Source organism: Tenacibaculum ascidiaceicola (genome assembly GCF_047470925.1).
Lineage (GTDB): Bacteria > Bacteroidota > Bacteroidia > Flavobacteriales > Flavobacteriaceae > Polaribacter > Polaribacter discolor.
Genome location: NZ_JAZKJP010000010.1, coordinates 252,342 through 275,642, shown reverse-complemented (window position 1 = coordinate 275,642; position 23,301 = coordinate 252,342). Strand labels below are relative to the sequence as shown.

Sequence of the window (23,301 nt, the reverse complement as noted above, 5' to 3'; positions counted from 1 at the left end):
TAAACTTCTGTTTCTAATAAATTAATGTAGTTGAAACAGTATTTGGAGTTGTACTATACCAATGTGCCCAGTGCTTCGTTTGACCTTCCTGAGGAACATAAATATTAGGTGCAATAGGAAAACCTACCGACCAGTCATACACTTTGTTAGCTGAATTACAATAACAATATTTATGACCAGAAGCATTAAGCGTTACAGTTGGAAACCCAAAAGTTGAATAAACTTTATAACTTAACTCATACTCTAATCTGTTATCTGTTTTTACTGTTTTCCAATTTGACCACCATAAAAATTTCTTACGCTTTTGAACCTTCGTCTTAGCTCCTATAGAACTATAAAAAACCCAATATCCATTATACTGTCTGGCTTTCATCCTATAGTTACTATTGAAATAAACATATGAAGTAGCTCCTTTTGCACTTACATCATCTCTTTCCAACTTGTTATTGTGCATATATACACTTAAATCTTTGGTATACTCAATGGTTTTTCCTTTTTCTATTTCTACTTTACCTTCTTTGTAAGCTGATAAAAATTCGTTTATTTGACTTGAACTTCCTTCAGTGTATGTGTAAACAAATTCTCCATCAATTCTAAAGATCTTATCCTGAATTCCTATTTCCCCGTCTTCGTTTAGCAACAGCAACAACATGTCATCATTAGAACTTACTAAGGGAACCTCTTTTTCATTAATTCCTAACTTTTCTGCTTCATCTACCTCTAAGTTATAAACTAATAATAATGGATTATACTTCCCTTCTTCTGACATTCTTCTTGCTTCATCTAATAAATCTGTTTCAGATTCATGATGCTGTGAAATAAACGCTTTTAATTCTTCAGCAGTTGCAAAACGCAACATATTAGAACCACTTTCTCTAGATAGCTCAATTTCTTTTATTTGAGTTTTTTCTTTTACCTCCTCTTCTTTGCAAGATATAATCATGATACTTAACATGATTACTGTAATAATTTTTTTCATGTAATAATTAAAGTTTATTTAGTTTTACCTACTCGTTCGCTTTTCGGTTGCCGCGATTAATTTTAGCAGATTCTATAATCTACATAACCATTCTTATAACTAGTTAAAAAAGAACACTTCAAAAGTATGATTGAACCTTTAATGTAAAGAATGTTAAAAACTATACTTTAAGAGGGAAAAAAACCCAAAAAAAAAGAGGATTTAATTTTAGCTTATTAAAAATAAATATGAATTAATTCTTTTGATAAGTGGCAATTATGAACTTAATCATTTTTATTAACGTCTTTCTCTTTCAAAAATGATAAATAATTGTAAATTTACCTCTTTCAAACTTTATAAATTATAATGGGTAGAATTATTGCAATTGCAAATCAAAAAGGTGGCGTAGGTAAAACTACTACATCTGTAAACTTAGCTGCGGCTTTAGGTGTTTTAGAAAAAAAAGTATTGTTAATTGATGCTGATCCCCAAGCAAATGCTACTTCTGGTTTAGGTTTAGACGTTGAAAGTATAGAAATTGGAACATATCAGGTTTTAGAACATACAATCCCTGCTAAGGATACTGTTTTAAAAACGGACTCACCTAACGTTGACTTAATCCCTGCTCATATTGATTTAGTAGCCATTGAAATTGAATTGGTAGACAAACAACAACGCGAGTACATGTTAAAAAAAGCGTTAGAAGATATTAAAGATGATTACGATTTTATTTTAATTGATTGTGCCCCATCTTTAGGTTTAATAACCTTAAATTCTCTTGTAGCGGCTGACTCTGTTGTTATCCCTATTCAATGTGAATATTTTGCTTTAGAAGGTTTAGGAAAACTATTAAATACTATTAAGAGTGTTCAAAAAATACATAACCAAGAACTAGAAATAGAAGGTTTATTATTAACCATGTTTGATTCTCGTTTACGCTTGTCAAACCAAGTGGTAGATGAAGTACGTAAACACTTCAGTTCTATGGTTTTTGAAACAATAGTACATAGAAACATTCGTTTAAGTGAGGCACCAAGTTATGGAGAAAGTATAATTTCATACGATGCAACGAGTAAAGGTGCCGTAAATTACTTAAATTTGGCGAACGAAATTTTAACTAAAAACGCATAATCACTGTAAATGGCAAAAGCAACAAAAAAACAAGCTTTAGGTAGAGGTTTATCAGCATTATTAAAAGAAACTGCAGAAGTAAATTCAGCAGAAGATAAGAATGCAGATAAGTTAGTAGGAAATATTATCGAAATTGATATAAATTCAATAGATGTAAATCCATACCAACCTAGAACTTATTTTGATGAAGAAGCGTTGCGCGAATTAGCTAGTTCTATTAAAGAATTAGGGGTTATCCAACCTATTACTGTTCGTAAATTATCAAGTGATAAATTCCAATTAGTTTCTGGAGAGCGTCGTTTTAGAGCTTCTAAACTTATTGGTAACAAAACAGTTCCTGCTTACATTCGTTTAGCTAACGATCAGGAAATGTTAGAAATGGCGTTGGTTGAAAATATCCAGCGTAAAAATTTAGACCCAATTGAAGTTGCTCTTTCTTATCAGCGCTTAATTGATGAAATTCAACTTACACAAGAAGAACTAAGTACTCGTGTAGGTAAAAAACGTTCTACAGTTACTAACTATTTGCGTTTACTTAAGTTAGACCCAATTATTCAAACTGGAATGCGTGATGGGTTTATTTCAATGGGACACGGTCGTGCTTTAATTAATGTTGATAGTAATTCTGATCAATTAAACATTTATGAAAAAATTGTTCGTGATAAACTATCGGTACGTCAAACAGAAGAGCTAGTAAAAAACTTAAAAGCAGGTAAGGTTGCTAAAACAGCAAAAAAGAAAGCTTTACCTAATTATATTTCTGAAAGTGTTAAGGATATTAGCGACTATTTTGGACATAAAATTGACGTTACGGTGAACAATCGTGGAAAAGGTAAAATCTCTATACCTTTTCATTCAGAAGAAGACTTTAATCGTATTAAAAACTTATTAAAGTAATTGAACGTACGTACAATCATATTCGCTTTTTTTAGTCTTTTTTTGTTTCAAAATACCTTTGCTCAAAAAGATTCTATTGCTGTTAGGGCAAAACAGCTTCAATTAACTAGCGACAAATACAACCCTTTATCCCCTTCAAAAGCAGCTTTTTATTCTGCAATTTTTCCTGGAGGTGGGCAAATTTATAATGGAAAGTATTGGAAAGCCCCTATAGTATGGGCAGCAATGAGCGCTAGCGCTTATTTTTATATTGATAATAGCAACCAGTATGATCGCTATCGAACAGCTTTTAAGCTTCGTAAACAGGGTTTAAAAGACGAATTTACTAGAGAGGATGGAACTGTTCTAATTTCTACTGCTGGTTTAGAAAGTGCTCAAAAAACTTTACGAAAAAATAGAGATTTATCATTATTAACTGGTGTACTTTTATACGTTTTACAAATTGTTGAAGCTAGTGTTAACGCACACTTATTACAATTTGATACAGATGATAGCTTATCTGTAAAACCAGTAATAACTCCAGATCCTTTATTTATTGAAGCACCAAAGGTTGGTTTAACACTAAAATATTCTTTTTAAAATGAAAATAGCCTTACTTGGTTATGGTAGAATGGGTAAAGAAATTGAAAAAATTGCTTTACAAAGAGAACATGAAATCGTTATTAAATCTACAGGAGAAAATAGTTACGACATTACAAAAGCTGATGTAGCCATTGATTTTAGTATTCCTTCTTCTGCATATGACAACATAAGCAATTGTATTAACAATAATGTACCTGTTATTTCCGGAACTACTGGCTGGTTAGATAAATACAACGATATTGTTGATTTATGTAATAAAAAAAACGGTGCTTTTATTTATGCCTCTAACTTTAGTTTAGGTGTTAATGTTTTCTTTGAGCTAAACAAACAACTTGCTAAAATGATGAGTACTTTAGAGCAATACAATGTTTCTATTGAAGAAATCCATCATACTAAGAAGCTAGACGCCCCTAGTGGTACTGCAATTACATTAGCTGAAGGTGTTATTGAAAACACAAACAAAAAAGCTTGGGAGCTAGATAAAAAAACATCAGACGAAAATATTTCTATCAAAGCTATCCGAACTCCAGATGTTCCAGGTACTCATACTGTAACTTATAACTCTGAAGTAGATACAATTGATATTAAACACACCGCTCATAATCGTCAAGGTTTTGCTTTAGGTGCAGTAATTGCTGCTGAATGGTTAAATGGTAAAACAGGTGTTTTTACTATGCGAGATGTGTTAAACTTAGGTTAATAGCGTAACAAAAAACTCTAAAAGCACACAAATAATATTGAATTTATTCCTTGCAAGGAAATACAAAATATATAGATTATGACATTTACTGAATGGTTTTTATTCTTCTTACTTATACAAGTTATTCATTTTTTAGGTACTTGGAAACTATATACTAGAGCTGGTAAAAAAGCTTGGGAAGCAGCTGTGCCTGTATATAATGCAATAGTACTAATGCAAATAATAAATCGCCCAAAATGGTGGGTAGTTTTATTGTTTATTCCTATCGTTAACCTATTAATGTTTCCTATTATTTGGGTTGAAACATGTAGAAGTTTTGGCTTTAATAAAAGACCTGACACCATCTTAGCTATTCTAACTTTAGGGTTATACATCTATTATATCAACTACTTTACAAATGCAGAGCATATAGAAAACAGAAGTTTAAAACCTAGATCTCCTTTAGGTGAATGGGTAAGTTCTATTGCTTTTGCTATTATTGCTGCTACTTTAGTGCACACTTATTTTATGCAGCCTTACACCATCCCAACATCATCGTTAGAAAAAACCTTATTGGTGGGTGATTACTTGTTTGTAAGTAAATTTCATTATGGTGCACGTGTTCCTATGACTACAATCGCAGCACCTATGGCACATGACACAATTCCTGGATTAGGTGTAAAATCATTTTTATCTGATGATAAAAATAAAGATGGTTTACTAAATAAACTGTCATTACCTTACATGCGTGTTCCTGGTTTTCAAAAAATTAAACGTAACGATATAGTTGTTTTTAGCTGGCCTTCAGATTCCTTAGCTACAATGTGGGGTGATAATTCTGGAAAATTCACTTATAAACCTATTGATAAACGTACTAACTATGTAAAGCGCGCTGTAGGTACTCCTGGTGATAGCTTAGAAGTTCGTGATGGTTATGTGTTTATTAATGGAAAAAAAACGGTATTACCTGATAGAGCAAAGCCACAATGGTACTTTTTCATTGATACTGATGGAGAAAAATTTAGTCAAGGAGCTATTTCTAGATATAATATTAGAGAAGGACAAATGATGCCAGATGGTAGATATGCTTTAAATCTAACAGATGAAGAGGCAGCTTTGATAGCAAAAAACCCTATTGTAAAAACTATTGAAAAGCATATAACTCCAAAAGGGACTTATGATAAATCTGTTTTTCCTCACGACCCAAGATATGCTTGGTCTACTGATAACTTTGGACCTATATATATCCCTAAAAAAGGAGCTACGGTAGAACTAAACTCTAAAACCATACCTTTTTATGAGCAGATTATTCGTAGATATGAGAATAACAACTTAACAATCTTTGGAGACGACATTTACATTAATGGTAAGAAGGCAAAAGAATATACTTTTAAGCAAGATTACTACTGGATGATGGGAGACAATCGTCAACGCTCATTAGACGCTAGAAATTGGGGATACGTACCTTTTGACCACGTAGTTGGTAAACCTGTAATGATTTGGTTAAGTTGGGATGCTAACGCACCTAATTTTATCGCTAAATTAAACTCTATTCGTTGGGATAGAATGTTTACAACTGTTGGCGGCAGTGGTAAACCAGTTTCTTATCTTTGGTTAGTTTTATTATTAATTGGAGGTTATACTGTATATAGTTTTAGAAAAAGTAAAAAGAAGAAAGCGTAATGTCACTTTTTATCCCTACTTACTTTGCTCCTATTTCACAGTATGCTGCAATCTATAAGTCAGACGTAATAACTTTTGAAGTAGAAGATAATTATCAAAAGCAAACCTACCGTAATCGCTGTTATATTTATGGAGCTAACGGTAAACTTGCCTTAAATATTCCTGTTAAACACAAAACAAAAGACGGTAGAAAAAAGACAAAAGACACGTTAGTGGAAAATGATTTTCCTTGGCAGCAACAACATTTTAAATCGTTACAATCAGCCTATCGCTCTTCTCCTTTTTTCGAATTTTTTGAAGATGATTTACATACTATTTTCAGCAAAAAATACGCCTTTTTACAAGACCTAAATATTGATACTCATTTATTTGTAGCAGATGCCTTACAAATTGATCAACAATTTAGTAAAACAACTAGTTACGAATTAAGCCCTGAAAAAACTGATTTCAGGTCTTTAGCAATTGCTAAAAAAGGAGTTGAAATAGAAATGGATTCCTATGTTCAAATGTTTGATGAAAAATATGGATTCATACCAAATTTATCTATTTTAGATCTCCTTTTCATGGAAGGTGCTAATACTATTAGCTTTTTAGAGAAAATTAATGTAAATTTGGAATAACCCCCTCTAGTTATTTCATCCTTTCATTATTTTACTTATGGAGTTTTTTAGAGAGTTTTCGCAAAATTTTCATCCTTTATCTGAAGCTGCTTTAAATAAAATATTTGCTATTTTATCAATAAAGAAATTTCCTAAAAATTATGAGTTGGTTTCTTTAGGTCAGAGGCCCATAAATGTATACATCTTAAAAGAAGGGATTATAAGGTCGTATAATGTAGACTCTAAAGGAAAAGAACACACAAAAACCCTTTACACTCCCGTAATTACGTCAGGTAATTTGGGGGCTTTGATAAAAAATGAGCCTTCTGAATTAATTTATGAATGCTTAACCGACTGTGAAGTTTTAGAATGTAATTATCAAGATTTTTATAATCTTTCTTTACAATATCATGAAATTTCTATTTTTCACTACAAAATACTGCAAAACATATACGTTAGGGAGGAGTCCAAAATTTTAGAATTACAGATGTTGGATGCTACTCAGAGGTATAAAAAACTACAAGAAAACTATCCAAATATTGATAACCTTATTAATCAATATCATATAGCTTCTTATCTTAATATTACTCCTGTTCAACTTAGTAGAATTAGAGCTAATTTCATTTATTAACATATGTTAATGGTTATACTATAAAACTATCCTAAATTTGCTATTGTAATTAACAAGTTACATACCCCTTAACACATTTCAGACCTAATTTCCCCTTAAAGTTAGGTCTGTATTTTTACTTCAATACTGAAAGTTTTTTATTAACTTAGTAATTTACCCTCACTATTATCATATAACTTGTTAATTATGAATGATGATATAAAAAACTTTGTTCATCTCTACGTTGACTTGCCCGATTATTTAGTTTCTCTATTTGAAGGTATAGTTACATTTACAGAGTTAAAACCTAAAGAAATTCTCACTAAAGAAGGAGAATACTCAAATGATTTTTTTATAATCAAAACAGGAATTATGCGGTCTTTTTTATTGAATGAAAAAGGAACTGAAACCACTAGGGCTTTTTTTATTTCTGGCGATATTTCTGGAGCAAACTCTGCAATGATGCAAAAAATCCCCTCGGAAGTTAACTATCAAGCCTTAACAAACGTAACAGGTTATAAAGGAGATTTTGATAAACTTATAGAACTAACATTAAAGTATAAAGAATTTAGTATATTCTACATAAAAGCACTTGAAAATGCATATTTAATAGCTGAAGAATTACTTTTAAATATTTCTACACTTACTTCAACAGAAAGATATATAGCATTAAAAAAAAGAATACCAAATATTGATAAACTAATTACACAACGACACATTGCTTCATATCTAAACATTTCTCCTGTACAACTTAGTAGAATCAAGAAAAAACTAAAAAATCAATAATTTTTTAACATAAATTAAGAGGCCGTTTACTTATTTTATATATATTTGTCAGCGAAACATTTCCCCCTTTTTAATGTTTCATTTCCCCCTTATTATTAAGAAAAGACTTGTTCCCTTTGTGTGCAGGTCTTTTTATTTTATATATCTTTTTGCCAAGTTATTTATCTGTTCTGAAATAGATAACTTTACTACAACAAAAACATAAACTGCAATAATTAGTATACTTTTTAAAATGATATTTATTATAGGATGAATTGGAAAATCCAAAAGGTAAAACTCAGGTATTGAGAAGTTCCAAAAATTAAACCCTAAAAACATAATTAAGACAATAAGAATCATTAAAAATGTTTTATTAGTAAAAGGTGTCATATTAAACTTTTCTTTTACAAACCATAGTTTAAAGGTATTAAATACTAAAACTGTAATAAGCGTTGCTAGTGCCAACCCTTTCGTTCCCATTTCTAAATCATTAAAAAAGTAAATATTTAAAAAATATACAGAAAAGGCCATTCCTAAACCTACAGGTAAAGTAATACGGTAAAATTTAGAATTGCTTATAATGGCACCGTTACTACCTAATGACATTAAAAACAACTTTGCAGACGAGATTAATAATACTACTAGTACTCCTTCTTTTCCATAGTTTTTATTCGGCATCAGCCTGAATAATTCCTCCACATTACAATTCACTAAGACAAAAAATAGTCCACCAATCAACAATAAGTTAATAGAACTTTTTTTGTATAAGTTCTCTGTTTCTTTAGGATTATTTTCATTAAGTGCCTTAGAGGTTAATGGCTGTAAAATTTGTCCCATAGCTCTGCTTGGGGCTTCTATAAACGACCCTATAAACACAGCTACCGTATAATATGCTGCTGTAGCAAGACCTTCTTTACCTGGTATCATTACTTTATCTATATCTAAAATAATAGCCCCAGCACTACCTGCTAAAATAATATAAAAAGTATATCTCAATACTTCTTTAAAGTTACTTGGTAAACTAAATGTAAATTTTGGTGTATACAAACGAAAAGCGTATGTCATCATTAGCAAAACTCTAAATATATATGCTACCGACATATAAATTAAAAATTCTTCTTTAGTTATTACATTAAAGTACACAGCTAAAAGCAAAACCATTACTGCCACTCTATTATATAATTCTTTTAAAAGATTTCCAAAAACTGACTGCATTTGTACCCTTGCCCAAGAGTAAAACACTTCAAAATAAGCACAGGCAACAGCTATTATATAAATATAAATTGTGTAGTCTTCAATTATTAAATTCTCATTAGCTCCACTTTCTACTACATAACTCATAATCCAATCATGAAAGAAATTCCAAAAATACCCTATTGGAATTGCTATGAATAATGGTAAAAAAATTATAGAGCTTAAAAACTTATCTTTTTCTACCTTTGAAGTATACCCTGAAAAAAACTTGATTATAGTAAAATGAACTCCGAAAGCTGTTATGGGCATTATTAAATTTGAAGCAGAAAACACATAGGTTGCTAACCCATAATACTCATCACCTAAAAATCGTGTATATAATACCAAGGTATTAATACCGCCTATTAAAAATCCTAAATAAATTATTAAGGTGTTTCTGAATGATTGTTTAAATACAATTCCCAACTTATTCTTTTATTAATTTTAGTATTGATTGATATATTTTTTCTCCTACATTCTCTCCGTACAACGGCTCTTTAAAATCTTTTGTTGTCGCTAAAAACTGTTGGAAATAATTTTCTATTTTTTCTGTACTAGCTCCAGCTATAGCTGCATAACCGTTATCTACTAATTCTTTCCATTCTGTTTCTTCTCTTGCTATTATGCAAAACTTCTTATTAAAGAAAGCCTCTTTTTGTAATCCTCCACTATCAGTAATAACCAAGCTACAGTTTTTTAACAACTCTAACATTGAAAAATAACCTACAGGTTCTATAAAAGTAACGTTTGGTTGTAATCGGTATTTCTCTAACACCTTTTTTGTTCTCGGATGTAAAGGAAGTACCACTTCTTTTGTTTTATGAATCTCTTCTAAAGCAGAGAAAATATTAGTTAATTTACCTTCATCATCTGTATTTTCTTGACGGTGAATTGTTGCTAATACAAACTCTTTTTTCTCTAAACCTAAGTCTTTAATAATAGTTGACTTGTTTTCGGAAACTTGACTATAAAACTCTACAGCATCTTTCATTATATCGCCATGCTTCTTTATCAAAATATCAAAACTATCAAAACCTTCATTTCTTAAGTTTGATACAGCAATATCTGTTGGACAACTTAGTAAGTTCCCTATTCTATCTGTTAAGATACGGTTAATTTCTTCAGGCATTAGCATGTTAAATGAACGCAATCCTGCTTCAATATGCACTACTTTTATATGAAGTTTTTTTGCCGCTAAAGCTCCAGCTAAAGTTGAATTAGTATCTCCGTATACAACAACTACATTAGGCTTTTCCGCTAATAAAATTTCTTCAATTTTTTCTAGCATTTGCCCCGTCATTGCCCCATGATTTAGTCCATTAATATTCAAGTTATACTTAGGCTTAGGAATTTGCATTTCATCAAAAAAAACAGCGCTCATGTTTGCGTCAAAATGTTGTCCAGTATGCACTATTACTTCTTCAATTTCATTGTACTTTTTGATTACTCTACTTAACACGGCTCCCTTTATAAATTGCGGACGTGCACCTAATATAGTTACTATTTTTTTCAAGAATTAACGACTTGTTTTAATATGATAGATAATTTTTCAGTTAACTTTTTTCGATGATATTGCTCTATGTTTTCAGAATTAACTTCTAAAACTCCTTTCTTATATTGATAATAGAGAAGTTTAATTTCTTTTTTCATTTTTACTACATCATCAAAATCAACAATAGTTCCTGAGTTAGTTTTAGCCAATATTTTTGCTAAATCACCATCTTCTGGACCTACTGCTAAGATAGGACGTTTTGCTTGTAAATATTCAAAAATTTTACCTGTTATAATCCCTTTAGCACTTGGTACTTTATTTACAGCTAACAATAAAATTTGTGATTTTCTTTGGTGTTGCTGTACTTCTTGGTGAGGAACATAAGCAATTTTTGTAATATTTTTAAACTTATATCCTTCTAAAACTTTTTCAACTTCTTTAGCTACTTTTCCTATAAGTTTAATTTCTAAGTCTTCTGCAAATTCATTATTTTCTACACATAACTCTGATAAAGCTTTCCATAAAACCTTAGGGTTTCTATCAGCATTCATCAAGCCTATATGCGTTATTGAAAAATTTTTATCAAGAACAACATTTTCTTTATCATTCAATTCAGAATCAAATCCATTGGTTATAACGTGAATATTTTTGGAAAATTTTTGATAATTCATTTTCATTGTTTCCCCTACTACCAAACTTGCATCAGCATATCTTAGAACTTCCTCTTCTAGCTTATAATGTTTTATTTTAGATTTTTCAGTTAAAGGTAATTGATGAAAATAATCAATATCTGTCCAAGGGTCTCTAAAATCTGCAATCCATTTTACTCCTAATTCTTTTTTTAATTCTAGTCCTATTAAATGTAAGCTATGTGGAGGGCCAGTGGTTATAACAACATCAATATCACCTTCTTTTAAATAGTTTTTAAGTTTTTTAACTGAAGGTTTTACCCAAAACTTACGTGCGTCAGGAATAAAATAGTTAGCACGAATATACTGCATTACCTTCCCTATAAAACTTGGATTAGGGTCTAGAAATCCTGCACTTATTTTTGTTTCTTTTTTCTTAAAAACAGATAATAAATCATTAGGTTCCCATATCGGAGTTTTAAATACTTCTAAATCCTTAGGAACATCTTTTTTTAGTGATTCATCTATAATCGGGTATGTTGCCCCGTCAACAGTAAAAACTACTGGTTCAATATTAAAATCTCTTAAATATTTTACAAACTTCAACCATCGTTGTATACCAGAACCTCCAGCAGGCACCCAATAATATGTAATTATTAATACTTTCAAATTATAAACTTTTGTACAAGTTTATCAATCCTTTTGAGGTCTTATCCCAAGTAAACTCATTTCTAACAAAAGTTTCACCATTCTTCCCCAGTCTTTCTCTTAATTGTTCTTCTTTGTACAGAGTTAAAACCTTCTTTGTAAAATCAGCCACATTTTTTTCTTCGTGTACTAATCCTCCTCCTACTTTTTCAATTATATTTTTTTGTGCTGTAGCATCACTAACTAATAAAGGTTTTCCTAAACTCATATATTGAAATAACTTATTTGCATGTGTAGTATCATGATGAATGTTTCTATGTAGTGGAGATAAACAAATATCACTATTACTTATATAACTTGGGAATGTCACTTCATTCTGCCAACCTTCAAAACTAACGTATTGCTCTACATCTAAGTCTTTTACTAATGCTTTTAAATCATCATTTACATTTCCTACTATAACTATTTTGATGTTTTTTATATCTTTTTTTAAAACAGGTAGGCTTTTTATTACTGTTTTTAAACCTCGTCTTTCACCCGTATCACCAATATACAATAAGTTAAAACTATTTTTTATTGTATGTTCTTTAAGTTTATTTAATGATTTAAAAAAAGAATTTCTAACAGTATTAGGAACTATAAAAATTTTTTTTGACGCTATTTTAACTCTTTCTAATATTTCTTTTTTTGCCTCCTCAGTAACAACTATTAATTTACTAGCTTTTTTAATAAACTCCTCTTCTTTCTTCTTCCATTTGTTAGTTGATATTAAAATACTTTGTGGAAACTTTTTTAAGTGAGGATAAAACTTCATTATCTCAGGCCTATTCTCATGTAAATCTAATATAAATGGTATTTGCTTTTTTTTATTAGCTAATAGAACAGCTTCTGCAACAATTATATCATGTACATGAATCGCTTCTATAGCGTATTTATTAAGAAAATGACTTATCTTTTTTTTCATTAGAATAGAGTATAATGGTATAGTATAAGCTAAAGCTGATAATTTATATTCTAATTTATTAGATTTATATCTCTTTACCTTTATCTCATTTATAAACTCTTCTGAAGGTTCATTAGTAGTATAGGTTAAACAAAACAAAAAAACCTCATGACCTGCTTTTATAAGCTCTATAGCTTCATTTTGCACTCTAGGATCTGGAGGAAATGTTTTATCTAAAATCATTCCTATTCTCATTTCACATTAGCTTTTTCTGCGTATACAGCATAATACCTAGGAGTATATTTTCTTAAAACAGGTCTAATTCCAAACTTATTAATTGGGCTAGTCCATTTTTTTGTATCAACAATATTCCACCCTGATTTTTCTAACAACCAATCATACTGCCAATCTTCAAACTCATGATAATGTCTATCCCACATATCTGTTTTACTCCTGTAAGCACTCGTAAACCATAATTTTAATGGAATAGTTGTTATTATTTTTGTTGCCTCAATTTCTCTTAACACATTGAAAGGGGCTAACAAATGCTCAAAAATTTCAAAAGCTGTTACAGCATCTACTTTATATTCTTTTACTATTTCTGGTAACAAATCTAAATCTTCCCCATTAGTATTATAAACTGTGTAACCGTTCTCTTCCATTATTTCAGAAAAAGGGTTACGAACTCCTAAATCTAGTATAATAGCCGGTGCAGGAAGATGCTTTTGTAAAAATTCAAGTGTGTGCTTATATCTTTTTTGAGGTAGTTTAGAATACATGAACATTATTTTAATAACAAATGTATTACTATTTTATCATTTCAAACAACAATGCTTAAAATAGAATTAAGTAACATCGTATAAAAAACAAAAGCGAAAGATTACTCCTTCGCTTTTAACTATTTAGTTTTCCATAGCAATTCGTACTTATTTTAATTAGTACGTTTTACATGCTACAAACATATTATTGTTTCACTTATAAAAAAAACATTATATACCGTATTTTATAAAAAGCATCATTAAAATAATGTATATTTGAAGTTGTTGCATATGTTTTTTTAGAAAAAGAACTTTCTTTATTTGACTGATTTATATTAAGATGACCAGATTTATAATTATAATACTTATAACCTTATTCTCTTCTTTAAAAATAATTCCCCAAACGAAGTATTTAGACTCTATAAATCATAGTAAAATTGACTTTTATAAAAACATTAATAGTGATAGCTTATTTTTTTATTGTGATAAATTAGAAAACTCTAACGATATCTGTAAAAAAATAGTGGCCTCTACTGGTAGAGCTTATGGCTTTTATAGATTAAAAAAATATGATAAGGCTGAAAGAATATCCATCAATGTAATAAAACAAGTAGACTCTTTGTTAAAGGTGGAAAATTTAACTTGCCTTATTGACAGGAAGATTGCTGCCTTAAATAGACTTTTTTGGCTTAAAAAAAACCAAGAAAAATATGAAGAAGCATACTCTATTCTCATAAAGTATGAACATGAAATATTAAATCATCCTATTCAAGATCAAAAATGGATTAGAAATAAGTTAGGTCTTGCTCTCAGTAAAGCTGTAATAAAAAATAAGCTTAACATGCAAGAAAAATCGAAAGCTATATTATTAAACACTATCTCTGAATCAAAAAACCCTATTCTAAAAAGTGTTCAAAAGAATAGTTTTTTTCTTCAATGGAAGGCTAATTCTTTTAATTGCCTTGGAAACACATATATGTCTATTAACAGTAAAAAGCCAAATAAAACTTACCTAGATTCAGCTGATTACTATTTTAACAAAGCTTATAAAATAACTCAACAGTTTATACCCGAGCATAAGGACTCTGAAATCTTTTATAACTTAAGAAAAACTGAAGTTTTAATGGCTAGAAAAGAATTTTCCAAAGCCATCGACTTAATTAATAATTATAAAAACATAAGTAACGGATACCCTTATTTTCATAGAGAGTATTTTCAAAAAGCTATCTGCTTTCACAACTTGAAAAAATCTGATTCTGCTATTTATTATTCAAACAAACTCTTAAAAAATCACAAAAAATGCGAAACAAGTAAACTTATTACCATTTACGATATACTCTCTAAAGAATACAATAATTTAAACAAACTAGATAGTGCTTATAAATATTCTAAACTTACTTTAGACCAGTATAATTTGGCAAAAAACACTAAGGATAAAACTTTTAATTTATTTTACAACAACAACTTTGAGCAGGCTCAAAAACTCAACAAAACTATAGAAAAAAGAGAAGCCAAAAAGCAACGAAACCTTATCATTTCTTTTATAGTATTACTATTAACTTTTATTATTATCACCTTTTATCTTTTAAATAAAGAGAAAGAAAAGAAAAAAGAGCTTATTTTAATAATGAATAAAAACAAACCTATAGAAACTGAAAGAAAAGAGTATAATATTGATGAGGCTTTAGAAACCAAAATTCTTGATGAATTTAAAAACGTAACTGAAAGTTTAGACTTTTTAAAACCTGAATTTTCAATTAATTACATTGCAGAAAAACTAGATACTAACACTACATATATTTCATTTGTTTTTAATAAACATCATGATGAATCTTTTAAGCAATACTGTACTAAGCTTAAGATTAACTATGTGGTAGAAAAATTAAAGACAGACAAAAATTTTAGAAAATATTCTATACAAGCCATAGCTGAAGAAATAGGCTATACCAATGCATCTGCTTTTACAAGAGCATTTAAAAAACACATTAGTATAACTCCTTCTGCTTTTTTAAAAAGTATTGAGAATTAGTTCTTCTTTCTTTTTATTACAAACCAACCAATAGGTATTATCAGTAATAAAGCATAACAGAATAAAGACAATAAACTTCCTGTTTTTATTACACTAGGTTCATATTTAAAAGTTATAGTATGTTTTCCTTTAGGAACTTCCATCCCTCTTAAAACATAGTTTACTCTATAGTATGGTACACTCTTTCCATCAATATAAGCATTCCATCCATCTTTATAATAAATTTCTGAAAATACAGCAAATTGATTTGAATTTGTATTTGACTCATACATCAATTCAGTAAGGTCCTTCTTTACTAAAGAAATAGTAGCTGTTGAATCCTTTTGAAATCTATCAACTTCTACTTTAAACTCCTTTGAGTTAATAACCGCTTCTGATTTAGTATTCAAACTATCTAATGTCACAATTTCTTCATTAGCTGAATTAACCTCTTTTAAAGAGTTTACAAACCACACATTTCCATTCGCTTTAGGGTTTTCTTGAAATTGTTCATCACTAATAATAAAGTACTTAGTATTTAACATATTTAGTACTTCCATATTATTTTTAGCTATTTGATAATCAAACAACTCTTGATAACGTTTCATTTTTGCAGCATGGTACCCTCCTATCGAATTGTGGAAATAAGATGTTCTACCATCTTGCATAGGACTTACACTAAAATTAACAACTCTGTAATATCCTTTATCTTTTAAAATTTCTGTATCAGCTTTTGTTGCTGTAAATGGCTTTTGCACTCTTCTTGCTGATGTAAAATCTTCTTTATTAACATAATTAGCATCTATTGACACTAAATCAAAAATTATGAGTCCTCCCAATACCATCAATACAGGTACTTGCTTCAGTTTTCCTTTTAAATAAAACCATAATATTCCTGCAACAGCTAAAACAAGCAAAAGAGAACGTAAACTATCGTTAAATAACATTGATTTTCTATCTGCAATTAAAGCATCAATTAACTCTGGAAGTTGCTGATATTGCGCATCTCGTAATCCTTCAAAAGCAAACAAACTAGACCCAAACAGTAAGAATAGTAAAGAAATACCTCCTACAATATAAAAAGCTTTCTTTACTGCATCTTCTTTTTCTTCGGAAGAATTCTCAGAAGAGAAAAATTCTTTTAATGCTAGAACACATAACAACGGAACACATAATTCTGCAATTACTTGAATAGACGAAACTGCTCTAAACTTATTATATAACGGAACATAGTCAATAAAAAAGTTCGTTACTATGGAGAAGTTTTTACCCCAACTTAATACGATGGAAAAAATAGTGGCTGCAACCAACCAATATTTTAATCGTCCTTTTACTAAGAAAATTCCTAAAAAGAACAAGAAAAAAACAATTGCTCCAATATAAGCTGGTGCTTCAACAATAGGTTGCTTCCCCCAATAAGTTAAAACTTGACTAGAATAGTCTTTTGCTACACTTCTACCTGCATTCTGTTCTAAAACTTGATAAAAATTAGAGTTCTCCCCTAACTCTTCAACTGTTCCTCCTCCCATAAAACGAGGAATTAATAAATTAAATGTCTCAGCAATTCCATAACTATACTCTGTTATGTACTCCTTATCTAATCCAGAAGATTTTTCTTTAGGCAGCCCTTCAGGAGTAATTGTTAACTCCGATTTACCTCGTGTACTATAATCAGCATATTCTTTCATAGCTAACAACCTAGTAGAATTAGCTCCAATACCAATTAACATTGCTGCTACTAAAATAGCTGATTGTTTAAAAAACACAGGCAATGTTCTCGATTTGAAAGCTTCAATACCTTCAACAATTGCCAAAATCAACAAACAAAATCCTAAATAATAAGTCATTTGCGGATGATTTGAATAAATTTCTAAAGCCATTGCCAAGGCCGTTAGAATAAACCCGAGTAAATATCGCTTTCTAAAAATATAAATTACTCCTGCAATCACCATTGGCATATAGCCTATAGCATGTGCTTTCGCATTGTGACCAGCTCCAAAAATAATTATTAAATACGTAGAAAAACCAAAGGATAAACTTCCTAAAACAGCTAGCTTCCAATCTATCTTTAAAGCTGTTAACAACAAGAAAAAACTTAAAAAATATAAGAAAAGGTAATCTGCTGGTCTTGGTAAAAAACGAATTGCTTTATCAATATAACGCACAAAATCATTAGGATAATAAGCACTTACTTGATATGCTGGCATTCCGCTAAAAGCATTATCTAACCAATACGGCTCTTCTCCTTTTTCAGCTCTATACTCTTTTACATCTTTTGACATTCCTATAAACTGGGTAATGTCACTTTGTTTAATTTGTTTTCCGCTTAAAACCGGATTAAAATACAATACAGATGCTATTGCAAAAACAATAATTGCTATTGCAAACGGTAAAAATTTCTTTAAGTTCATGGTTAGTCTATTTCTTCATAGTCAACGTACTCGCCAACAGAATTATTACTTTCTTTTGAATTATTTGGCTTTTTATCAATAACAGTCTTTCCTACTTCAACATCAGATGTTTGTTGTTGGTTTCTATACTGTTGCTCAGCTTTCTTTTGTACTTTGTCTACTGCTTTTTTTATTAAGTATGGTCCAAAAAGTTTTGCTAAAAACTTAATAGCATAATAAACTAACAGAATAATTAATATGGTTTTTATAAAATTCACAGGTCCAGCTTCATTTAAATATGTCATCTTTTTCTTAAAAATAAAAAAATCAATCAAAAATAACAATTTGAAGCAAAAGGAAGCGTTAAGAGTTTACAAAACTTATATTATATAGGTAATTGTATTTTTACGTATGTTTGTACAACCTGAAAATTTGGATTTATTATATGATTAAGAAACTTCTTATCCTTTTTGTTTTTTGCTCAATTTTAACTGCTAACGCGCAATATACACCTGTTATAAATTCAAATAGGCCAGGTTTCTCTGAGAGCCCTTATAGTGTTGGCTCGGGAGTTTATCAGTTTGAAACAAGTGTTTTTTATAGAAAGATGAATCCTACACCTACCTTTAGTAACCCTGAAGCACTAGGTTTAAATTTATTTTTTAGAACTAGTTTTATTTCTGAAAAGCTAGAAGTTAATTTTAATACTTCTTTACAAAGAGATAAAATTGCTTTTAAAAATATTTTTGAATCATCTTATAATAAAACAGGATTGAGTCAATTTAGCTTAGGTGCAAAGTATATGATTTATGCTCCTAAATATGATGATAAAAGCAAAGAAATAAGAAGTTGGAAAAAAAGACACTCTTTCGACTGGAAAAGATGGATACCACATATTGGTGTTTCTGCTGGAATAAATATTGGAAGCTTTTTAACTGATTACCATGAAAGAGGTGGGTTTAGTCCTAAAATTGGTGTTTTATTACAAAATGAACTTTCTGACAAGTTAAATGTTATCACCAACCTTCATTACGATTATATTGGCACTGATTTTTCTCAGTTTTCTTATATAGTAACTGGTACTTATAACTTCAATGATTACTGGTCTGGTTTTGCTGAAATGCAGGGTATTTTTGAAAAATATGAGAAAAAAACAAATATAGGAGCTGGAGCTGCCTATCTTTTTAGCGAAAATTTACAGTTTAATGCTTCTTTAAGAGCTAACTTACAACAAGATGAAATTGGAGTTTATAGTTCTTTAGGGGTATCGTACAGACTTAATAGACATAAAGATGATTTTGTTGAGATAGACGAATTCGGAAACAAAATTGAAAAAGAAAAACCTGTTAAATATGACGAGGATAGAAACTTCTTTGGTCGTATGTTTAGTAAAGTAGGTAAATTATTTTCTAAAAAAGATAAACGAAAAATTGATTCGAATACTGACTCTGGTGATAGTGACCTTTTAAATGAAAAACCAAAGAGACAACGTCAAGAGTCTTTAGTTGACATGATCGTTAAAGAAGATAAAAAACAAAAGAAAAAAACAGCCAAAGAAGAAAGAAAAGCCGCTAAAAAGGCTAAAAAGAAAGCTGAAAAAGAAGCTAAACGTAAAGAAAAAGAACGCCTAAAGCTTGAGAAGAAAATAAAAGAAGAAGAAGAAAAAGAAGCCAAGCGTAAAGAAAAAGAGCGTTTAAAACTTGAAAAAGAGATAAAAAAGCTAGAAGAAGAAATCAAGAAAGAAGAACAACAAGAGAAAGAAAAGGAAAAAGAAAAGGAGGACAATTAAAAGACTTAAATTTGCAAAATGATTCAAATTAAAGAAATAACTACCAAAAAGGGAATGAAACAATTTGTTAAGTTTCCTTTTTCTCTTTATAAAGACAATAAGTATTGGGTTCCTCCTATTATTAAGGATGAAATTGAAAGTTTTGACAAGAATAAAAATCCTGTTTTTGAATATGCCAACGCTCGCTTTTTCCTAGCCTTAAAAAACAATAAAATAGTTGGTAGAATTGTAGCTATCATCAATTCTTACGAAATTGAAAAACAGCATATAAAAAAGATACGTTTTGGTTGGTTTGATGTTATTGATGATATAGAAGTATCTAAAGCTTTGTTAAATAAAGTTGCAGAAATAGGTCGTGAGAACAACCTAGAATATATGGAAGGTCCTGTCGGTTTTAATAACTTGGATAAAACCGGAGTTCTTATTGAAGGTTTTGATTATATAGGTACCATGATTACTTGGTACAATCATCCATACTATGCTAAACATTTAGAGCAATTAGGCTTTACAAAAGAAAAAGAATATATTGAAAGTATATTCTCTTTTAGTAATGTTGACATTAAAAAATATGGAAAGGCTAGCAATATAATTCAAAGAAGGTATAACTTAACTCCTTTGAATTTTACTTCAACAGATAAAATAATGCCTTATGTAGATGAGATGTTTGATTTGTTTAGTAAGACTTATTCAAAGCTATCTACGTATGTACCTATTTCAAATGCTCAAATAGCTTACTTTAAAAAGAAATACATAAGCTTTATAAATCCTGAATATATAAAGTTTGTTGTTGATAAAAATCACAAATTAGTAGCCTTTGCAATTGTAATGCCTTCATTTTCTGAAGCCTTACAAAAAGCAAAAGGAAAACTTTTCCCTTTTGGAATTTTCCACTTGCTAAATGCCAGAAAAAACTCAAAAGACGTTACGTTTTATTTAATTGGTGTTGATCCTGAATACCAAAACAAAGGTGTAACCGCTATTATTTTTGAGCAATTTCACCCTATCTTTTTAGCTAAAGGAATTCAAAATTGTATTAGAACACCAGAACTTGAAGAAAATCAAGCAATTCATCAAATCTGGAAAGATTTTGATCCTAAAATTCATAAAAGAAGAAGAACATACAAACTCGACTTATAATGCAACTCTTTTATAATTCAGATTTATTAACTACTTCAAAAGAAATTACTTTCAATAAAGATGAAAGTCGTCATATAATTCGTGTATTACGAAAAAAAGAAGGAGACGTATTACACATTACCAACGGAAATGGAACTCTTTTTTTTGCCGAAATAATTATTGGAAGCGATAAAAAATGTATTGCTAAAATTATTAAACTTGAAGAAAAACCTCGTACTAGAGATTACTATTTACATGTAGTTATAGCTCCTACAAAAAATAATGATCGTTTAGAATGGTTTTTAGAAAAAGCTACAGAAATAGGTATTGATGAAATTACTCCTATTATTTGTAAAAACTCAGAAAGAAAAATTGTAAAAATTGATCGTTTAGAGAGGATTATACAATCTGCTATGAAACAATCACTACAGTTTACATTACCTAAACTTAACCCTCCTATAAATTTTTCTGATTTTATAAAGAATGATTTTTCAGAAGAAATATTTATTGCACATTGTGAAGAAAGTATTGAAAAAAAGTTTTTAAAAAATATTGCTTCTCCTAAATCAAAATACATAATTCTTATTGGTCCAGAAGGAGATTTTTCTCATGAGGAAATTCAACAATCTTTAAATAAAGGGTTCATTCCTATATCTTTAGGAGCTAATAGACTTAGAACAGAAACAGCTGGTTTAAATGTAGTGCAGAGTATAGCCTATTTACACCAGTAATTCATTTTTTGTATATTTAGCTACTCTTAAAGGTTTTTTATTTTGACTACAGCAGATTTTTTTAATCTCTTTTTGTTGATTAGTGCCGTTCACGGTTTCGCTTTTAGTATTATACTTTTTTGTTCTAAAAACGGAAGAGAAAAAAGTATGATATACCTAAACCTCCTAATATTAGCTATTTCATTAAACAATATACAATCTTGGGCTTTAGAAAAAGAATTGTTTCAACATAAGTTTGCTTTAGACTATGTACAGGTTCCTTGGCACTTTTTAGCAATGCCTTTTTTGTACATGTTTTTAATACACTACCTAAACCTTGCTGAAAAAGCTTACAAAATATTAAAGATAATTATTCCTGTTTTTTTTATTCTAGTTGCTAGTCAAATCAGTTTTGTTCTTTATTACAGTGATTCGGCTTCAAGAGAGAATTTAAATTTTATTTACGAGAGATATACCTCTATTGAAGAAATATTCAGTTTAATTACCTCATTAAGTATATTTATATATTCATTTTACATTTTATATAAAAAGGAAAAACTTTTCCCTAAAATCCTATCATTTGACAACCTTAGATGGATTTATACATTCTTTATATTAAGTTCTATTGGATATACTCTTTGGATTTTAGCTTTAATCGTTAAGGTAAGTATGAACTTTACTGGTTTCTTATTTTCATATTATCCTTTAAGAATTTACACCACAGTCTTAATTTATTGGTTAGGGTATCAGGGATTAAAACAAATTCGTGTATTAAAAGAACGTGAAAGAATTAGAAAATCTCTTCTAATTGATTTAAATGGGGACTTTAGTGTTGACACAATTAATTTGAATACGGAAAAAAGTTTCTCTGAAAATCAGGTTGAAAAACAAAAGGAACAGTTTATCGAGATAGATAAATTCATCCGATCAAAAAAGAAATATTTACTAAATAAATACACACTACAAGATCTTTCAAAAGACACAGAGTTGAGTTCTAGCACACTTTCTCTTATTATAAATAATATTGCTAAAAAATCTTTTACTGATTATTTAAACGAAATGAGAATAGATTTAGCCAAAACACTCTTATTAGATCCTGATTACACAAGCTACACAATAACATCTATAGGACTAGAGTCTGGATTTAACTCTAAATCTACATTCTACACTGTTTTTAAAAAACATACAGGATATACACCTGTTCAATTTAAAAGCTCATCACTAGCTGTTTTAAATTAAAGAAACTTACTTTCTTTTTATAAAAAGACAGTTCGAAAACATCCATTTTGGATGTTTTCGAACCTCTATCTCCTTATTCCAAAGTATATTTACTTAGTGAAATTAAAAAATTAGTAATTGAAAATAGTTGAAGGGGTTTTCAATTTATAATTAAGATTTCTAATAAAATTATTGGGAACACTTATTCTCAATACGAAAAAGGAAAAGCTATAGCTTAAAAACACCAATATTAATATTGGTGTTTTTTACCTTTTATAAACCAAATACACTCCATAAACAAAACAATATTAATCATGCTTTTTATAAAAAGTTGGTTTTAAAACACCTTTTTGGATGTAACTGGACTACATATATAATAGCTTACAATATTTTTATCACATAGAATAAAAAGCTTTTTTGAAAAATTAGGGGAATTTTCATAAAAGAAAGCTTATTTATTTTT

General features: G+C 29.5%; 21 protein-coding genes. 13 read left to right on the top strand and 8 right to left on the bottom strand.

Features of this window, described 5'->3' with window-relative positions:
* Positions 1 to 13: 13 nt before the first annotated feature.
* A complete protein-coding gene (locus tag VBY68_RS11095) occupies positions 14 to 979 on the bottom strand; it encodes a hypothetical protein (protein ID WP_415269769.1) in 966 nt (321 codons plus the stop codon).
* A gap of 345 nt (positions 980 to 1,324) precedes the next feature.
* Between VBY68_RS11095 and VBY68_RS11090 the strand changes: the two genes are divergently transcribed.
* The 8 genes from VBY68_RS11090 (at position 1,325) to VBY68_RS11055 (ending at position 7,925) form a co-directional block, all read left to right on the top strand.
* Positions 1,325 to 2,089, top strand: coding sequence for a ParA family protein (locus VBY68_RS11090; protein ID WP_099216461.1), 765 nt, complete (start codon positions 1,325 to 1,327; stop codon positions 2,087 to 2,089).
* Positions 2,090 to 2,098: 9 nt separating this feature from the next.
* On the top strand, positions 2,099 to 2,986 hold the full coding sequence (locus VBY68_RS11085) for a ParB/RepB/Spo0J family partition protein (RefSeq protein ID WP_047789667.1): 888 nt from the start codon (positions 2,099 to 2,101) through the stop codon (positions 2,984 to 2,986).
* Positions 2,987 to 3,565 carry a DUF5683 domain-containing protein gene (locus tag VBY68_RS11080; RefSeq protein WP_121147187.1) on the top strand — a complete coding sequence of 193 codons (579 nt, stop codon included), beginning with the start codon at positions 2,987 to 2,989 and terminating at the stop codon, positions 3,563 to 3,565. It abuts the gene before it with no gap.
* A gap of 1 nt (position 3,566) precedes the next feature.
* The gene (gene dapB, locus VBY68_RS11075) at positions 3,567 to 4,268 is read left to right on the top strand and encodes a 4-hydroxy-tetrahydrodipicolinate reductase (RefSeq protein WP_415269768.1); all 702 of its coding nucleotides are present in this window, start codon (positions 3,567 to 3,569) and stop codon (positions 4,266 to 4,268) included.
* Between the two features lie 78 nt (positions 4,269 to 4,346).
* Positions 4,347 to 5,930: a signal peptidase I gene (gene lepB / locus VBY68_RS11070; RefSeq protein ID WP_415269767.1), complete on the top strand. Its 1,584-nt coding sequence runs from the start codon at positions 4,347 to 4,349 to the stop codon at positions 5,928 to 5,930.
* Positions 5,930 to 6,550: a WbqC family protein gene (locus tag VBY68_RS11065; RefSeq protein ID WP_415269766.1), complete on the top strand. Its 621-nt coding sequence runs from the start codon at positions 5,930 to 5,932 to the stop codon at positions 6,548 to 6,550. The genes lepB and VBY68_RS11065 overlap by 1 nt, the downstream gene beginning before the upstream one ends.
* Positions 6,551 to 6,587: 37 nt before the next feature.
* Positions 6,588 to 7,160: a Crp/Fnr family transcriptional regulator gene (locus tag VBY68_RS11060; protein WP_415269765.1), complete on the top strand. Its 573-nt coding sequence runs from the start codon at positions 6,588 to 6,590 to the stop codon at positions 7,158 to 7,160.
* Positions 7,161 to 7,346: 186 nt separating this feature from the next.
* Positions 7,347 to 7,925 (top strand): Crp/Fnr family transcriptional regulator, encoded by a 579-nt coding sequence (locus tag VBY68_RS11055; RefSeq protein WP_415269764.1) that lies wholly within the window; start codon positions 7,347 to 7,349, stop codon positions 7,923 to 7,925.
* A gap of 132 nt (positions 7,926 to 8,057) precedes the next feature.
* Here VBY68_RS11055 and VBY68_RS11050 read toward each other — a convergent pair whose 3' ends face one another.
* From VBY68_RS11050 to VBY68_RS11030, 5 genes are read right to left on the bottom strand one after another with little or no spacing between them, the layout of a single operon-like run.
* Positions 8,058 to 9,563, bottom strand: a complete 1,506-nt coding sequence (locus VBY68_RS11050; protein ID WP_121147183.1) for a lipopolysaccharide biosynthesis protein — start codon at positions 9,561 to 9,563, stop codon at positions 8,058 to 8,060.
* A gap of 1 nt (position 9,564) precedes the next feature.
* A complete protein-coding gene (gene wecB, locus VBY68_RS11045) occupies positions 9,565 to 10,650 on the bottom strand; it encodes a non-hydrolyzing UDP-N-acetylglucosamine 2-epimerase (protein WP_415269763.1) in 1,086 nt (361 codons plus the stop codon).
* Complete coding sequence (locus tag VBY68_RS11040; RefSeq protein ID WP_415269762.1) at positions 10,647 to 11,927, bottom strand: glycosyltransferase; 1,281 nt, start codon at positions 11,925 to 11,927, stop codon at positions 10,647 to 10,649. Before VBY68_RS11040 ends, wecB begins: the two co-directional genes overlap by 4 nt.
* A 1-nt stretch (position 11,928) precedes the next feature.
* A complete protein-coding gene (locus VBY68_RS11035; RefSeq protein WP_415269761.1) occupies positions 11,929 to 13,104 on the bottom strand; it encodes a glycosyltransferase family 4 protein in 1,176 nt (391 codons plus the stop codon).
* Entirely contained in the window at positions 13,101 to 13,628 is a 528-nt protein-coding gene (locus VBY68_RS11030; protein ID WP_415269760.1) for a methyltransferase, read from the bottom strand. Before VBY68_RS11030 ends, VBY68_RS11035 begins: the two co-directional genes overlap by 4 nt.
* A gap of 319 nt (positions 13,629 to 13,947) precedes the next feature.
* Between VBY68_RS11030 and VBY68_RS11025 the strand changes: the two genes are divergently transcribed.
* Entirely contained in the window at positions 13,948 to 15,636 is a 1,689-nt protein-coding gene (locus tag VBY68_RS11025; protein ID WP_415269759.1) for a helix-turn-helix domain-containing protein, read from the top strand.
* Here the strand turns inward: VBY68_RS11025 and VBY68_RS11020 are convergent.
* Positions 15,633 to 18,026 carry a YfhO family protein gene (locus VBY68_RS11020; protein ID WP_415269758.1) on the bottom strand — a complete coding sequence of 798 codons (2,394 nt, stop codon included), beginning with the start codon at positions 18,024 to 18,026 and terminating at the stop codon, positions 15,633 to 15,635. The two genes, VBY68_RS11025 and VBY68_RS11020, sit on opposite strands and share 4 nt — an antisense overlap.
* Positions 18,027 to 18,028: 2 nt before the next feature.
* Positions 18,029 to 18,310, bottom strand: a complete 282-nt coding sequence (locus tag VBY68_RS11015) for a DUF4834 family protein (protein WP_121147176.1) — start codon at positions 18,308 to 18,310, stop codon at positions 18,029 to 18,031.
* A gap of 140 nt (positions 18,311 to 18,450) precedes the next feature.
* On the opposite strand from VBY68_RS11015, the gene VBY68_RS11010 reads away from it, so the two are divergent.
* The 4 genes from VBY68_RS11010 (at position 18,451) to VBY68_RS10995 (ending at position 22,859) form a co-directional block, all read left to right on the top strand.
* Positions 18,451 to 19,794, top strand: coding sequence for a transporter (locus tag VBY68_RS11010; RefSeq protein ID WP_415269757.1), 1,344 nt, complete (start codon positions 18,451 to 18,453; stop codon positions 19,792 to 19,794).
* 18 nt (positions 19,795 to 19,812) lie between these two features.
* Positions 19,813 to 20,931, top strand: coding sequence for a GTP cyclohydrolase (locus tag VBY68_RS11005; RefSeq protein WP_415269756.1), 1,119 nt, complete (start codon positions 19,813 to 19,815; stop codon positions 20,929 to 20,931).
* The gene (locus tag VBY68_RS11000; RefSeq protein WP_415269755.1) at positions 20,931 to 21,641 is read left to right on the top strand and encodes a 16S rRNA (uracil(1498)-N(3))-methyltransferase; all 711 of its coding nucleotides are present in this window, start codon (positions 20,931 to 20,933) and stop codon (positions 21,639 to 21,641) included. Before VBY68_RS11005 ends, VBY68_RS11000 begins: the two co-directional genes overlap by 1 nt.
* Before the next feature lie 147 nt (positions 21,642 to 21,788).
* Positions 21,789 to 22,859, top strand: a complete 1,071-nt coding sequence (locus VBY68_RS10995) for a helix-turn-helix domain-containing protein (protein ID WP_415269754.1) — start codon at positions 21,789 to 21,791, stop codon at positions 22,857 to 22,859.
* The last annotated feature ends 442 nt before the right edge of the window (positions 22,860 to 23,301 follow it).

What these genes read in the sequence shown, in the direction of transcription:
- VBY68_RS11095 (WP_415269769.1), bottom strand. Translation starts at nt 979, where the DNA reads ATGAAAAAAATTATTACAGTAATCATGTTAAGTATCATGATTATATCT.
- VBY68_RS11090 (WP_099216461.1), top strand. Translation starts at nt 1,325, where the DNA reads ATGGGTAGAATTATTGCAATTGCAAATCAAAAAGGTGGCGTAGGTAAA.
- VBY68_RS11085 (WP_047789667.1), top strand. Translation starts at nt 2,099, where the DNA reads ATGGCAAAAGCAACAAAAAAACAAGCTTTAGGTAGAGGTTTATCAGCA.
- dapB (WP_415269768.1), top strand. Translation starts at nt 3,567, where the DNA reads ATGAAAATAGCCTTACTTGGTTATGGTAGAATGGGTAAAGAAATTGAA.
- lepB (WP_415269767.1), top strand. Translation starts at nt 4,347, where the DNA reads ATGACATTTACTGAATGGTTTTTATTCTTCTTACTTATACAAGTTATT.
- VBY68_RS11065 (WP_415269766.1), top strand. Translation starts at nt 5,930, where the DNA reads ATGTCACTTTTTATCCCTACTTACTTTGCTCCTATTTCACAGTATGCT.
- VBY68_RS11060 (WP_415269765.1), top strand. Translation starts at nt 6,588, where the DNA reads ATGGAGTTTTTTAGAGAGTTTTCGCAAAATTTTCATCCTTTATCTGAA.
- VBY68_RS11055 (WP_415269764.1), top strand. Translation starts at nt 7,347, where the DNA reads ATGAATGATGATATAAAAAACTTTGTTCATCTCTACGTTGACTTGCCC.
- VBY68_RS11035 (WP_415269761.1), bottom strand. Translation starts at nt 13,104, where the DNA reads ATGAGAATAGGAATGATTTTAGATAAAACATTTCCTCCAGATCCTAGA.
- VBY68_RS11030 (WP_415269760.1), bottom strand. Translation starts at nt 13,628, where the DNA reads ATGTATTCTAAACTACCTCAAAAAAGATATAAGCACACACTTGAATTT.
- VBY68_RS11025 (WP_415269759.1), top strand. Translation starts at nt 13,948, where the DNA reads ATGACCAGATTTATAATTATAATACTTATAACCTTATTCTCTTCTTTA.
- VBY68_RS11020 (WP_415269758.1), bottom strand. Translation starts at nt 18,026, where the DNA reads ATGAACTTAAAGAAATTTTTACCGTTTGCAATAGCAATTATTGTTTTT.
- VBY68_RS11015 (WP_121147176.1), bottom strand. Translation starts at nt 18,310, where the DNA reads ATGACATATTTAAATGAAGCTGGACCTGTGAATTTTATAAAAACCATA.
- VBY68_RS11010 (WP_415269757.1), top strand. Translation starts at nt 18,451, where the DNA reads ATGATTAAGAAACTTCTTATCCTTTTTGTTTTTTGCTCAATTTTAACT.
- VBY68_RS11005 (WP_415269756.1), top strand. Translation starts at nt 19,813, where the DNA reads ATGATTCAAATTAAAGAAATAACTACCAAAAAGGGAATGAAACAATTT.
- VBY68_RS11000 (WP_415269755.1), top strand. Translation starts at nt 20,931, where the DNA reads ATGCAACTCTTTTATAATTCAGATTTATTAACTACTTCAAAAGAAATT.
- VBY68_RS10995 (WP_415269754.1), top strand. Translation starts at nt 21,789, where the DNA reads ATGATATACCTAAACCTCCTAATATTAGCTATTTCATTAAACAATATA.